The 13,944-nt window shown below is 72.8% G+C and carries 11 protein-coding genes; 7 read left to right on the plus strand and 4 right to left on the minus strand.

The genetic code is table 11. The features are described from left to right. The first annotated feature begins 91 nt into the window (after positions 1-91). Entirely contained in the window at positions 92-1,114 is a 1,023-nt protein-coding gene (locus AB8735_RS22550; RefSeq protein WP_372408966.1) for an Ig-like domain-containing protein, read from the plus strand. 25 nt (positions 1,115-1,139) lie between these two features. Here AB8735_RS22550 and AB8735_RS22555 read toward each other — a convergent pair whose 3' ends face one another. Then, positions 1,140-1,355, minus strand: coding sequence for a hypothetical protein (locus tag AB8735_RS22555; RefSeq protein WP_372408967.1), 216 nt, complete (start codon positions 1,353-1,355; stop codon positions 1,140-1,142). Continuing rightward, a complete protein-coding gene (locus tag AB8735_RS22560; protein WP_372408968.1) occupies positions 1,342-2,664 on the minus strand; it encodes a PspC domain-containing protein in 1,323 nt (440 codons plus the stop codon). Before AB8735_RS22560 ends, AB8735_RS22555 begins: the two co-directional genes overlap by 14 nt. Positions 2,665-2,845: 181 nt before the next feature. Here AB8735_RS22560 and AB8735_RS22565 point away from each other — a divergent pair, with 181 nt between their 5' ends. From AB8735_RS22565 to AB8735_RS22580, 4 genes are all read left to right on the plus strand, one after another. After that, positions 2,846-4,576: a serine/threonine-protein kinase gene (locus tag AB8735_RS22565; RefSeq protein WP_372408969.1), complete on the plus strand. Its 1,731-nt coding sequence runs from the start codon at positions 2,846-2,848 to the stop codon at positions 4,574-4,576. Between the two features lie 106 nt (positions 4,577-4,682). Continuing rightward, positions 4,683-5,999, plus strand: coding sequence for a PspC domain-containing protein (locus AB8735_RS22570; protein ID WP_372408971.1), 1,317 nt, complete (start codon positions 4,683-4,685; stop codon positions 5,997-5,999). Then, the gene (locus AB8735_RS22575) at positions 5,996-6,703 is read left to right on the plus strand and encodes a LuxR C-terminal-related transcriptional regulator (protein ID WP_372408973.1); all 708 of its coding nucleotides are present in this window, start codon (positions 5,996-5,998) and stop codon (positions 6,701-6,703) included. The genes AB8735_RS22570 and AB8735_RS22575 overlap by 4 nt, the downstream gene beginning before the upstream one ends. Before the next feature lie 125 nt (positions 6,704-6,828). Further along, the gene (locus AB8735_RS22580; protein WP_372408974.1) at positions 6,829-7,947 is read left to right on the plus strand and encodes an alpha/beta hydrolase; all 1,119 of its coding nucleotides are present in this window, start codon (positions 6,829-6,831) and stop codon (positions 7,945-7,947) included. A gap of 34 nt (positions 7,948-7,981) precedes the next feature. Here AB8735_RS22580 and AB8735_RS22585 read toward each other — a convergent pair whose 3' ends face one another. Then, positions 7,982-9,058 carry an NlpC/P60 family protein gene (locus AB8735_RS22585; protein WP_344026170.1) on the minus strand — a complete coding sequence of 359 codons (1,077 nt, stop codon included), beginning with the start codon at positions 9,056-9,058 and terminating at the stop codon, positions 7,982-7,984. Positions 9,059-9,380: 322 nt separating this feature from the next. Between AB8735_RS22585 and AB8735_RS22590 the strand changes: the two genes are divergently transcribed. After that, complete coding sequence (locus AB8735_RS22590) at positions 9,381-9,734, plus strand: hypothetical protein (protein WP_344025717.1); 354 nt, start codon at positions 9,381-9,383, stop codon at positions 9,732-9,734. Positions 9,735-9,804: 70 nt separating this feature from the next. Continuing rightward, the gene (gene pcrA / locus AB8735_RS22595) at positions 9,805-12,246 is read left to right on the plus strand and encodes a DNA helicase PcrA (protein ID WP_344025715.1); all 2,442 of its coding nucleotides are present in this window, start codon (positions 9,805-9,807) and stop codon (positions 12,244-12,246) included. Between the two features lie 24 nt (positions 12,247-12,270). Here the strand turns inward: pcrA and AB8735_RS22600 are convergent, their stop codons facing one another. Then, positions 12,271-13,818: a M23 family metallopeptidase gene (locus AB8735_RS22600; RefSeq protein WP_372408977.1), complete on the minus strand. Its 1,548-nt coding sequence runs from the start codon at positions 13,816-13,818 to the stop codon at positions 12,271-12,273. Between the last annotated feature and the right edge of the window lie 126 nt (positions 13,819-13,944).

The following is a 13,944-nucleotide window of genomic DNA, read 5'->3' on the forward strand; positions in this document are numbered from 1 at the left end:
GCAGTGCATTTGTGCGAATTACGATGGTCCGACGCCGAGGCACGGCCACCGCCGCCCCGTCGTCGTCACACCCGGACCCGTAAGGAGCACGATGCGCCGCTTCGCCCGCCCCCTCGGGGTGTCCGCCGCCCTGGCCCTGGCCGGCCTGGCCGCCGCCGGCTGCGGAGGTGCCGCCGACGCCGAGGAGAAGAAGCCGGAGCGCACGGCCTCCCCGTCGGCCTCCTCCGCGAAGCCCACCCCCGTCGTCACCGAGAAGCCCGCGCCCCCGGCCGTCCTGCTGCCGGGCGCCGCCCGGGTCGTCCGGCCCGAGATCGCCCCCGCGAACGGGGAGACGGTCGGCGTCGGCCAGCCGATCGCGGTCGTCTTCAAGCAGCAGAAGGTCGCGAAGGAGCTGCGGGCCGGCATCGAGGGCCGGCTGAAGGTCTCCACGTCCCCCAAGGTCCCCGGGGCCTGGTACTGGGACGAGAGCAAGGGCGACACCCGCGTCCACTTCCGCCCCGAGAAGTTCTGGCCCGCCGGGACGAAGGTGACGCTCGACGCCCGGCTCGCCGGGGTGAAGCTCGGCCCGGGCGCCGCGGGCGACCGCGATCGCACCGTCTCCTTCACCATCGGCGACTCCATGGTCAACACCGTGGACCTCAAGGCCCGTACGCTCACCGTGGTCCGCAACGGGAAGACGCTGCGGACGATCCCGGTCAGCGGCGGCGACGAGTCGAAGGGCTTCGGCACCCGGCAGGGCATCAAGACGATCCTCGCCAAGGAGGGCCGGGTCGTCATGGACTCGCGCTCCATCGGCATCCCGCGCAACCACCCCGACGGCTTCTACGGCTCGTACGACTACAGCATGCGCGAGACGGTCAGCGGCGAGTATGTGCACGCCGCGCCCGACAACGCCGAGTCCTTCGGCAAGGAGAACGTCAGCCACGGCTGCATCGGCATGTCCACCGAGAACGCCAAGTGGCTCTACGGGCTGAGCCGCAAGGGCGACGTCGTGGACGTCAAGGGCGGGGTGAAGCCGAAGCCGATGGATCGCTTCGGCAACGGCTACGGCGACTGGAACATCGACTGGCAGGAGTGGCTGAAGGGGAGCGCGCTGGGGCTGCGCACCGGCTGAGCCGCCCTAGGGGGTGTCCGATGGGTCACCGCCCGATCCCGCGGCGGCCGCGCCGCCGGCCGACGAGGTAGGCGATGCCGGGGACGGCGCCGCCCAGGCACAGCCCGCCCACCAGGGCGGGCACCAGCGCGTACGCCGGGAAGGGCCAGCGGCCCGCCGCGTTCAGCAGATAGGCCAGTCCGCCGCCCAGCATCACCAGGCCCACGATCAGCCTGCCGGGCTCGAAGTCATGCCGCCGCACGGACCACCTCCACCTCGCCGATTCCGGCCTTGAGCCGCAGTTCCAGCGTGCCGTGCACCGGCTGCCCGGGGGCCGGGCGCAGGGTCGTGCGCCGGGTCTGGCGGGGCTTCACGTCCGCGTCGTGGGGGTTGTCGTCGGGCAGCCGGACGGCGCCGACGCCGACCTCGGCGGTGATCTCCGCCGTGACGTCCGGGGGGAGGACGACCGCCAGCCGTCCCGCACCCGCCTCCGCGGTCGTGGAGAGCCGGGCGGAGCCGGAGCGGGGCAGCCCGGTGAGGTCCAACGTGCCGATGCCGCTGCCCACTTGATAGTGCGGGCGGAGGTCGGCCACCGCGGCCGGGCGCCAGGTGACCCGCTGCCACTCGGCGGTGACCGACTTGGGGAGGGCCGCGGCGCCCGCCAGCAGCAGGCCCGTCAGCACCGCCATGGTGACCGTGCCGCCGCCGGTGCGCCCGTACCGCGAACTGAGCGCGATGCCCGCGCCGTAGACGGCGAGCGCGCAGCCCAGGCCGATCTCCAGCGAGGTGCCCAGGGGGCGCCCGTGCCAGGAGAGGCCGATGCCCGTCGCGCACGCCGCCGCGGCCAGCAGGAATGTCCAGCCGCCGAGCTGCCGGCCGTCGCGCACCCGGCGCGCCCGTTCCTCCGCCACCGTCCGGGCGTCGTGCGGACCGTCGTCCGGACCCCACAGATATCCGGTGTCGCGGCGGGCGGCGGCCGGGCCGACGGGGTCGCGCCACCAGGACGGGGCGCCCGGCGGGGGCGGCGCCAGGGTCTCCGGCGGGGCGTCCATGGCCTTCTGCGTCTTCAGCGTCTTCGGGGCTTTCTGGGTCCCCTGGGCCGCCTGTGCCGTCGACGGCTCCGTCCCCTCCTCGTCCCCGTCCGCCCCGCGCCGCTGCCGCGACCAGTGGGCCGCGCCGATCGCGGCCAGGGTGAGCATCAGCGAGAAGGACATCGCCCCGCTGTTGTTGAGCATCGAGAGGAAGAGCCCCGAGCCCACGAGCGCGCACAGCACCGCCGTCAGCGCCGGGCCCTCCACCCGGCCCGAGAGCATCCGGCGGCCCTCGTTCTCCTCCTCGCCCTCCAGCGGGATCAGCAGCCAGGCGAAGCCGTAGACGATCAGGCCCAGCCCGCCGGTGACCGCCAGCACCCCCAGGACCACCCGGAAGATCACCGGGTCGAGGTCGAAGAAACGGCCCAGGCCCGCGCAGACGCCGGAGATCATCTTGTGGTCGCGGCTGCGCCGCAGGGGCTGCCCGCCGCGCTCCGGGGCGGCGGGCCGGGGGGATTCGGCAGGTGGGGCTTCGGTCATGGGGCCATCGTGTCAACCGGCGCGGCCGGGCGGCATCCGTGGTGACCCTGGCCCTTCCCTGAGATCGGCCCCTTCCCTGAGATCGGCGGGGTCGGCCCCCGGCTCGCCGGGGGACGGCTCCGGTTAGGGTGACGCATCGAACATCTGGTGGGAAACGGGCGGAGAGGCGGAGGTGCGCACGGTGTCCGACGCGCCCTCCGGGCAGCTGCTCGCCGGCCGCTACCGGCTGCTCGAAACCATCGGCCGCGGCGGCATGGGCACCGTCTGGCGGGCCGAGGACGAGCTGCTGGGCCGTCATGTGGCCGTCAAGCGGCTGCGTGTGCCGCACGGGATGGACGAGGAGGAACTGGCCACCCTCTGCGAGCGGACCCGCCGCGAGGCCCGCGGCGCGGCCCGGATCAACCACCCCAACGTGGTCGTCGTCCACGACGTCGTCGAGGACGACGGGATGCCCTGCATCGTCATGGAGTACGTGCCCTCCCGGACCCTCGGGGAGGTCCTGGCGGCGGAGGGCCCCCTCGCCCCGGACGAGGCGGCCCGCGTCGGCCGCGGCATGATCGCCGCCCTGCGCGCCGCCCACGCGGCCGGGGTGCTGCACCGTGACGTCAAGCCCGGCAACGTCCTGCTGGGCCACGACGGGCGGGTCGTCCTCACCGACTTCGGCATCGCGCGCCTCGCCGGGCACTCCACCCTCACCAAGACCGGTGAGATGGTCGGCTCCATCGACTACATCGCCCCCGAACGCGTCCGCGGCGGCGGTCCCGCCCCGGCCGCCGACCTGTGGGCCCTGGGCGCCACCCTCTACGAGGCGGTCGAGGGCCGCCCGCCGTTCCGCCGCGACACGGCGGTCGAGACGGCGTACGCGATAGCCGTGGACCCCCTGACCCCGCCGCGCAGCGCGGGCGAACTGACCCGTCTGATCGAGACGTTGATGACCCGCGACCCGGCCCTGCGCCCGCCGGCGGAGCTGGTGGAGCGGATCCTGGGCGACGTGGGGAGCGTCCCGGGGGCGGCGGTGGCGAACGGCCGGGTGTACGGCTCCGCGTCCGGGGCCGAGTCCGGGGCCATGACGGCTCCGGTGACCGCCGTCGGGCACGCCCCCGAGCCGGACCCCGGAACCGTCCACGACTCCGTCGGCCCGGCTTCCGGCCCCGGGGCGTCCGGCGGGCCGTCCGGCCCCGAGGAGCCGACGGCTGTCGTGACCGCGCCCGGCCCGCGGACCGTCCCCGCGGCCGTCCCGCCGGGGACCGGGCCGGGGACGGGTCGGCCGGCGGCCCGGCGCGGCCGCTTCCGCCGGTGGGCCGTCGTCGGCGGTGCGGTGGGCGTGCTGCTGGCGGCCATGGCCGCGTACGTCCTCGTCCCCGGCGGGGACCGGGACGACGACGCCGCGCCCGCCCCGCGCACGAGCACCACTGCCACCACCGCCCGCGAGCCGTCCCCGTCCCGGCCCTCGGAGCCCGCCGTTCCGCATGGCTACCACTGGGTCGAGGAGAAGCGCCTCGGCGTCGGCCTCCCCGTGCCGGACGGCTGGCGCCGCAAGGAGAAGTCCGCGGTCGAGGTGGACTACATCGACCCCACCGGCCGCGTCGACCTCAAGGTCAACGTGCTCGACCTGGCGAGCCCCGATCCCCTGCGGCACTGGGAGGACGTGGAGCGGGACCTCAGGACGAGGCTCACCGGCTACCGGCGGCTGCGGATGCAGGCCACCGCCTACCGGGGCGGCCCGGCCGCCGTCTGGGAGTTCTCCTTCACGGGCCGGGCGCGCCAGTACCGCGCCATCGACCTGGGCTTCGGCCGGGCGGGCGGCGACGAGTACGCCGTCTACGTCTCCGCCCCCGCCGAACAGTGGGACCGCTACCGGCCGGTCTTCGACGCGGTGCGCGACGGCCTGCGCGTGACGGGGCGCGGCTGAAGGCCTATCAACCAGAGGCCCTGTCGGCCAGAGGCCCTGTCGGTTAGGGGTCTCCTCAGGGACGACCCCGATGCCACGGGCCTCCGGCCCATGTGACGATCGGGTCATGACCGGCGCACCGACGACGCAACCACGGCCCGGCGGCGCCTACGCGCCGGCCGCCCCCGACCCCGCCCCCCTGCGCAAGCTCTACCGCAGCGCCGAGGGGCGGATGCTCGGCGGCGTCGCCCGCGGCCTCGCGGGCCACCTGGGCGTCCCGGTGTCCTGGGTGCGGCTGGTCTTCCTGGCCCTGCTCATGGCGCAGGGCATGGGCGCCCTGCTGTACGCGGTCTTCTGGTTCGTCGTGCCGCTCGGCGTCGGCGGCGTGGAGGCCCCGCGCCCGGCGGCGGCGGACGACGCCGTCGCGGCGGACGGCCGCCGGCACCTGTTCTCCCGCAAGCCCGACCGCGGCCAGATCCTCGCGCTGATCGCGCTGATCGTGGGCGCCGCGATCCTCCTCGACCGGCTCCACCTCGGCCGGGCCAACGTCTACGTCTGGCCGCTGGTGCTGATCGGCGCCGGCGTCGCCCTGGTCTGGCGGCAGGCGGACAACGCCCGGCGCGCCCACTGGATGGAGGTCGGCCGCAGCAAGCGCGTCCTGCCGCTCGCCCGCGCGGCGGCGGGTGTCCTGCTGGTCGTCGTGGGCGTCACCGGCATCGTCGTGCTGCAGAGCTCGGCGGAGCACCTGGGCACGGTGCTCCAGGCGTCGCTGGCCGTCCTGGTCGGCATCGCCCTGCTGGCAGGCCCATCAGTCGTGCGGATGACGCAGGACCTCTCCGCCGAACGCACCATGCGCATCCGCGCGCAGGAGAGGGCCGAGGTCGCCGCCCACGTCCACGACTCCGTCCTGCACACCCTGACCCTGATCCAGCGCAACGCCGAGGACTCCCGGGAGGTCGCCCGCCTGGCCCGGGCGCAGGAGCGGGAGCTGCGCGCCTGGCTCTACAACCCGGAGGGCCACGGCAAGGACGAGGCCGAGGAGCCGGAGACCCTCGCGGAGGCCGTGCGCGCGGCGGCCGCGGGCGTCGAGGACCACCACGGCGTCCCCCTGGAGGTCGTCGTGGTCGGCGACTGCCCGCTGGACGACGGGCTGCGCGCGCAGATGCAGGCCGCGCGGGAAGCCATGGTCAACGCCGCGAAGTACGGTGGCGAGGGCGGCGCCGTCCAGGTCTACGCCGAGGTCGAGGGGCGTACGGTCTTCGTCTCGGTGCGGGACCGGGGTCCGGGCTTCGACGTGGACGCGGTTCCGGAGGACCGGATGGGCGTCCGGGAGTCGATCATCGGCAGAATGCAGCGCAACGGAGGAACGGCTCGCCTGCGGTCCGTGCCCGGCGGGGGGACGGAAGTGGAGCTGGAGATGGAGAGGGCGGAGAACGCGGGATGACGACGAACGCGACGAACGGGATGAACGGGACGGCTCAGGAGCAGCGCCGGGTGCGGGTGGTGCTGGTGGACGACCACCGGATGTTCCGCACCGGCGTCCAGGCGGAGATCGGCGCCACCGACCGGACGGGCGTCGAGGTCGTCGGGGAGGCCGCGGACGTCGACCAGGCGGTCACCGTGATCACCGCGACCCGCCCCGAGGTCGTCCTGCTGGACGTACACCTCCCCGGCGGCGGCGGGGTCGAGGTGCTGCGCCGCTGCGCGCCGATGATGACCGCGGCCGAGTCCCCGGTCCGCTTCCTGGCGCTGTCGGTGTCCGACGCGGCGGAGGACGTGATCGGCGTCATCCGGGGCGGCGCCCGCGGCTACGTCACCAAGACGATCACCGGCGCGGATCTGATCGACGCGGTCTTCCGGGTCCGGGACGGCGACGCCGTCTTCTCCCCGCGGCTGGCCGGCTTCGTCCTCGACGCCTTCGCGTCCACGGACGCCCCGCCCGTCGACGAGGACCTCGACCGCCTCACCCAGCGTGAGCGCGAGGTGCTCCGGCTGATCGCCCGCGGCTATGCCTACAAGGAGATCGCCAAGCAGCTGTTCATCTCCGTGAAGACGGTGGAATCCCACGTTTCGGCGGTGCTGCGCAAGCTCCAGCTGTCCAACCGGCACGAGCTGACCCGCTGGGCGACGGCCCGCCGCCTGGTGTGAGAGACGGCACGTTCCGTCACATACGGGAACCCTGACGAGGGCCCGGACATCTAACAGTGGCGGAAGGCTCTCAAGAGGAAGGGCCCGGGGCCGAGAGGCCGCAGACCGAAACGAGAGCCGACTCGATGAGTTTGATGGGGACGCCCTTTTTCGTGACCACGATCGTCCTGGTCGTGGTCGCCCTCGCCCTGCCGCTTTTCCTGTGGAGCAGGATCGGCGGGCCGAAGATCGTCCGGTATGTGGCACGCCTGCTGATGCTGGTCTTCGCCCAGGCCACGGCGATCACGATGGTCTTCGTCGTGGTCAACAACGCCAACGGGCTGTACGACAACTGGGACGACCTGCTCGGCACCGGTGACCATGTCGCGTCCGCCGCCAACCTCGGCAAGGACGGCACCGGCGGCCACAGGATGAAGGACCTGCCCCGGGTCGTCCAGAAGTTCACGGACGTCTCGGACGAGCGCATGGGCGAGGGCGTCCGCAAGACCCAGCTCAAGGGCAGCGTCTCCGGCGTCAGCGGCGAGGTCTACGTCTGGACCCCGCCGCAGTACGACGACCCGAAGTACAAGAAGAAGAAGTTCCCCGTCGTCGAGGTCCTCCCCGGCTTCCCGGGCTCCGCGAAGGCCTGGTTCGGCACGCTCAAGGTCAACGAGCAGCTCAAGCCGATGATGGAGAAGGGCGAGATCCAGCCCTTCATCATCGTCGCGCCGCGCACCACCCTCCTCGGCTCCAAGGTCGACACCGGCTGCGCCAACACCCCCGGCACGATCAACGCCGACACCTGGCTCAGCTTCGACGTCCGCAAGATGGTGGTGGACAACTTCCGGGTCAGCGACAAGCCCGAGGCCTGGGGCGTCGCCGGCTACTCGGCGGGCGCGCACTGCGCCGCCAAGCTGACCATCGCCCACCCCGACCGGTTCCGCGCCGGGGTGAGCCTCTCCGGCTACAACGACCCCGCCGGCGTGCGCGCCGCGCTCACCGCCAAGACCCCGGCGCTGCGCAACGAGAACAACCCCCTGAAGATGCTCAAGCGGGCCAAGACCCCGCCGCCGGTGGCGCTGTTCTTCTCCGGCAGCGCGCGGGACGGCTACGCGTCGGGCCTGGACATCCAGAAGGCGGCCAAGCTGCCCACCACGGTGCAGGTCAAGGAACTCCCGGCGGACGCCGGCGGCCACAACACGGCCGTCTGGAAGGAGCAGGTCCCCGAGGTCTTCCAGTGGCTCACCAAGCAGCTGACGCCCTAGGCCGTGTCCGAGCGCGGTCCCTGGGCGGGCCGCGCTAGACGGGCCGGCTCGCCCCCGCGAACGGCATTGTGTCGATGGACGAGACGCTCACCGGCGCCCCGGGATGCGGCGCATGGATCATCTTCCCGTCGCCGACGTACAGGCCGACGTGGCTGACGCCGGAGTAGAAGAAGACCAGATCGCCCGGGGCCAGCCGGTCCCGGGCGACGCGGTGTCCCGCGTTGATCTGGGTGTAGGTGGTGCGCGGCAGCGAGACGCCGGCCGCCTGCCAGGCCGCCTGCGTCAGCCCCGAACAGTCGTAGCCGGACGGGCCGGTGGCGCCCCAGACGTACGGCTTGCCGAGCGCCCGGTAGGCGAAGGCCACGGCCTGTGCGGCGCGGCCGCCCGCCCGGTGCCCGGCGTGCTCCGCCACGGTGTCGGCCAGGGTCTGCGCGGCGTGCCCGGCCGCCCCCGCCGCGCCTTGGACGGCGCCCTGGGCCTCCGCCCCGGCGGCGGGCAGCTCGGCGGCGGGCAGCGACTGGAGCAGCTGCCGGGCGGCCGTCAGTTTGGCCTCCACGGTCCGTTTGTGCCGGGCGAGCGCCGCCTGCTCCGCCTCCAGCTCGCGCAGCTTCGCCTCGGCGGTGGTCCGCACCTGGCGGACCTCCCGGATCTCCCGTTGCACCCGGGTCACCTCGGACGCCTGCCGGGCGCTGCTGCGCTCGGTCAGCGACGCCTGGTCGAGGAAGCGCCGCGGCGAGGAGGAGAGCAGCAGCCGTACGGAGGAGGGCACGCCGCCCGTGCGGTACTGGGCGGCGGCGTACGAGCCCAGGGCGTCCCGGGCGGCGTTGAGCCGTTCGGTCCGGCGGGCCGCCTCGTCCTGGAGCCGGTCGAGCGCGGCCCGGGCCCGGTCGGTGCGCTCCTTGGCGCCGTTGTACTGCTCGGTGGCGGCCTCGGCCTGCCGGTAGTAGCGGGAGACCCGGGCCTTCACCTCGTCCGGGCCGGCCTGCGGGGCGGCGTGGCCGGTGCCGCTCGCCGCGGTGGCGGTGGCGGCCCCGGCCAGGGCGAGCCCGGCCGCGGTCCGGGCGGTGCCGCCGACGAGCGGGTGCTGCTTGGGCTTGCGGTGCGACGCCACGGTGGCCGTCACTTCCTTCCGGTCCGGAGGGAGGCGGTAGCAGTGCGGCGGTGGCCCGTACGAGGGGGGGAGGGCGGGCCACCGCCGTCTGGGGTCAGGACGCTAGACCGCATGGTGCCGCGGTAACGCGCGTGACTGGTACTGGACGGAAACTGGCCGCAATCGGCGGTGAATCGACCGGTGACGGCCGGAAGTCTCCGGACGGCTCGGAGTGATCCGGTCCACATCTGACTGAAACGGTGATCTTCCCCCGATGTAGGGCGAGTTGGCGATACAGCCCCAATTTCGGTGCGAACCGGTCATCCGGCTAGGGTCGGTCCTCATGGACGCACTGATTCACGCCATGGTCGGTCTGCACATCGTCGGCATCGCCTGCCTGCTCGGAGGCTTTCTGACCCAGATGAAGGCCATGGGCCGCGGGCAGGCCCGGATGACCCCCGCGATGCTGCACGGCGCGCTCGCGATGCTGGTCACGGGCGTGGCACTGGTCGGCCTGCACCGGTCCCAGGGCCACACCGTAGACACCTTCAAGATCGGCCTGAAACTTGCCCTGCTGGTGGTCGTCCTCGGACTCGTCTACGTCAAGCGGGACGAGGAGCGCGTCGAGGCCGCCGCGTTCGGCACGGTCGGCGCCCTGACCACGGCCAACGTCTTCATCGCCGTCCTGTGGGTGTGACCCGGTCCTCGTCGTGGGTCTCCGGAAGCCGGGACCGGCTGTCGGCGGGGCCGCCTAGACTCGGACAACGATGAGCAGCCTCTTTGACGACAGCTTCCTGGCGGATCTCGCACCCTCCGACGAGGAGCCCCCGCCGCCGCCGGAGGACGACGCGGCCCCCGAGCCCCTGCCGGACGACCTCTTCGGCGGTGCCTTCGACGCCCCCGCCCCCCGGGACGCGTACTACCGCGACGGCGCCCCGCGCCCCGTCGTCGACCCCGCGGCCCTGCTGGACGGGATGAACGACCAGCAGCGCCTGGCCGTGCTGCACTCCGGCTCCCCGCTGCTCATCGTCGCGGGCGCCGGCTCCGGCAAGACCCGGGTGCTCACCCACCGCATCGCCCACCTGCTGGGCGCCCGCGGCGTCCACCCCGGCCAGATCCTCGCGATCACCTTCACCAACAAGGCCGCGGGCGAGATGAAGGAGCGCGTCGAGCAGCTCGTCGGCCCCCGGGGCAACGCGATGTGGGTGCTCACCTTCCACAGCGCCTGCATCCGCATCCTGCGCCGCGAGAGCAAGAAGCTCGGCTTCACCTCGTCCTTCTCGATCTACGACGCCGCCGACTCCAAGCGCCTGATGGCGCTGGTCTGCCGGGACCTCGACCTCGACCCGAAGAAGTTCCCGCCGAAGTCCTTCAGCGCCAAGATCTCCAACCTGAAGAACGAGCTCATCGACGAGGAGGCGTTCGCGGCCAAGGCGGCGGACGGGTTCGAGAAGACCCTTGCCGAGGCGTACACGATGTACCAGTCGAGGCTGCGCGAGGCCAACGCGCTCGACTTCGACGACATCATCATGACCACGGTCCATCTGCTCCAGGCGTTCCCCGATGTCGCCGAGCACTACCGGCGCCGCTTCCGCCACGTCCTCGTCGACGAGTACCAGGACACCAACCACGCCCAGTACACCCTGGTGCGCGAGCTGGTCGGCACCGGCGACGAGGCGGCCGAGCTGTGCGTCGTCGGCGACGCCGACCAGTCCATCTACGCCTTCCGCGGCGCCACCATCCGCAACATCCTCCAGTTCGAGGAGGATTACCCGGACGCCACCACGATCCTGCTGGAGCAGAACTACCGCTCCACACAGACCATCCTCAACGCGGCCAACGCCGTCATCGAGCGCAACCAGAACCGCCGCGCGAAGAACCTCTGGACCGAGGCCGGTGCCGGTGCCACGATCACCGGCTACGTCGCCGACACCGAGCACGACGAGGCCCAGTTCGTCGCCGACGAGATCGACCGCCTCACCGACGCCGGCGACGCCAAGGCCGGCGACGTCGCCGTCTTCTACCGGACCAACGCCCAGTCCCGTGTCTTCGAAGAGATCTTCATCCGGGTCGGGCTGCCCTACAAGGTCGTCGGCGGCGTGCGCTTCTACGAGCGCAAGGAAGTCCGCGACATCCTCGCCTACCTGCGCGTCCTCGCCAACCCCGAGGACACCGTCCCGCTGCGCCGCATCCTCAACGTGCCCAAGCGCGGCATCGGCGAGCGCGCCGAAGCCATGATCGACGCGCTGGCGCTCCGGGAGAAGATCAGCTTCGCCCAGGCCCTGCGCCGCGTCGACGACGCGTACGGCATGGCGGCCCGCTCCGCCAACGCCGTCAAGCGCTTCAACGTCCTGCTGGAGGAGCTGCGCACGATCGTCGAGTCCGGCGCGGGCCCGGCCACCGTCCTGGAGGCCGTCCTGGAGCGCACCGGCTACCTCGCCGAACTCCAGGCGTCCACCGACCCGCAGGACGAGACCCGCATCGAGAACCTCCAGGAACTGGCGGCCGTGGCCCTGGAGTTCGAGCAGGAGCGCGGGGGCACCGAGGGTGGGGAAGAGGCGGGCGCGGGCACCCTCGCGGACTTCCTGGAGAAGGTCGCCCTCGTCGCCGACTCCGACCAGATCCCCGACGAGGACGAGGAAGGCGCCGGCGTCATCACGCTGATGACCCTGCACACGGCCAAGGGCCTGGAGTTCCCCGTCGTCTTCCTCACCGGCATGGAGGACGGCGTCTTCCCGCACCAGCGCGCCCTCGGCCAGACCAAGGAGCTGGAGGAGGAGCGCCGGCTCGCCTACGTCGGCATCACCCGCGCCCGCGAGCGGCTCTACCTGACCCGGTCGGGCATGCGCAGCGCCTGGGGCCAGCCCTCGTACAACCCGCCGTCGCGCTTCCTGGAGGAGATCCCGGAGCAGTATGTGGAGTGGCGGCGCACGGGCCCGGCGACGCCGTCGGCGTCGGTGTCGGGCATGGCCTCCGGCATCTCGTCCTCGCGGAAGGCGGCGGGTCCGAGCGGTTTCGCCACCCGGCGCACCAAGGACCGCCCGGCGATCTCCCTGTCCGTCGGCGACCGCGTCACCCACGACTCGTTCGGGCTCGGCACCGTCGTCTCGGTCAAGGGCCTGGGCGACAACGCCGAGGCCACGATCGACTTCGGGCAGGAGAAGCCGAAGCGGCTGCTGCTGCGCTACGCGCCGGTGGAAAAGCTGTAGTTACGGCTGCAGTTACGGCTCTGGTCACGTCGGGTCGAGGTCATGGCCCCGCAGCCATGGCAGCGGGTCGACGGCCGAACCGCCGGGCCGTACCTCGAAGTGCAGGTGCGGTCCGGTGGAGTTGCCCGAGTTGCCCGAGTAGGCAATCACATCGCCCGCCTTGACCTGTCCGGACCGCACCCGGGTGCTGCTCAGGTGGCAGTACCAGGTCTCGGTCCCGTCCGGTGACGTCACTATGGCCATGTTGCCGTAGGCGACGTTGTACTGCGTGCGGACCGTTCCGTCGGTGGCCGCCATGACGGGAGTGCCGTAACTGACGGGGAAGTCGATGCCGGTGTGCACCGACATCCAGTTGACGCCCGCCTGCCCGTAGTACGCGCTCAGGCCGTGCTGGTTGACGGGCAGCGCGAACTTGGGCCGCTCGGCCTCCTTGCGCGCCGCCTCCTCGGCCTTCCGCTTGCGCTCCTCCTCCTGGCGCAGGCGCAGGTCGATCCGCTCCTGGGTGCGGTTGGCGCGGGTGGCGAAGTCGTCGGCCCCCCTGCTGAGTCCCTGGAGCTGGCTGTCCAGCGCGTTGTTGGCGGCGGAGAGCGACTTGACCGCCGGGGCGTCCGGCACCGAGGCGGCCTGCTCGTGCCGGCCGTCCTGCCGGTCGCTGTTGCCGGCGACGGTCGCGGCGGCCACACCGGCCACACCCATCACGGCGACGGAGGGCACGGCCACGGTGAGCAGGGCCTTGCGGCGCGGACGGTAACCGGCGCGCGGGGCACCGCCCTTGCGGCGGTTGGGCACCCGCGCGGCCCTCCCGGCGGGTTCTGCGGCGGACCGGGTGCCGGTGTCCGGGGCGGGCGGCCCGGCCTCGTCCGCCGGGACGTCCTCGGGGATGCCCGCAGTGATGTCCGCAGGGATGTCCACCGGGACGGAGAGCATGGTCGGGTCGTGCGGGAGGGCGGGCTCCTCGGCGGCGGTGGCGGTGGCGGTGTACGAGGAGGTGTCCCAGGTCTGGGTGGGCGCGGCGTGGTCGGCGGCGGCGGTCCAGGACGAGGTGTCCCAGGTCTGGGTCATGGCATGGGCGGCGGCCTGGCCGCTCGTGTCCCATTGCCCACTGGTGTCCCACTGCCCGGATGCGGATGTGTCGGCGTACTCCCAGCCGGTGGTGGTCGCCCCGGTGGCGCCCGTGGTGTCCCACTGCCACTGCCCGGCCGGGCCGCCCCCCCCCCAGGAGGGGTCCTGCGCCTGGCCCCAACCGGCCTGCTGCCGACCGGTGTCGAGGGAGCCGGTGTCGAGGGAACTGTCGAGAGCGCTGAAGTCCCAGACCTGGGTGTGTCCGGTGGAGATGCCGTGCCCGGTGGTGGCGGTGCCCCACTGACCGGTGGTGTCCCAGGCGCCGGAGTCGTACGCGCCGGAGTTGTACGCATCGGAGCCGTACGCGTCGGAGCCGTAGGTGCCGGAGGTGTAGGCGCTGGAGGCGTATCCGGAGGGGATGTACTGCTCGTGGGGCGGGTGGTGCCCGAATACGGCATCGGGAGCGGGAACCGACGGGTCCGGCGACGCCGAGGGGTGACGGTCGTTCACCACCACTTCCATTTCGCCTTGGGAGCAGGAGAAGTAGCGGCGACTGTACCCGGCGGTATGCGACGGCCACAATCTTCCTCACGTTTATGTGCCCCGGAGCCTGGGGAATTGGCCGCCTTTCGGTGG

The organism is Streptomyces luteireticuli (genome assembly GCF_041519305.1).
Lineage (GTDB): Bacteria > Actinomycetota > Actinomycetes > Streptomycetales > Streptomycetaceae > Streptomyces > Streptomyces luteireticuli.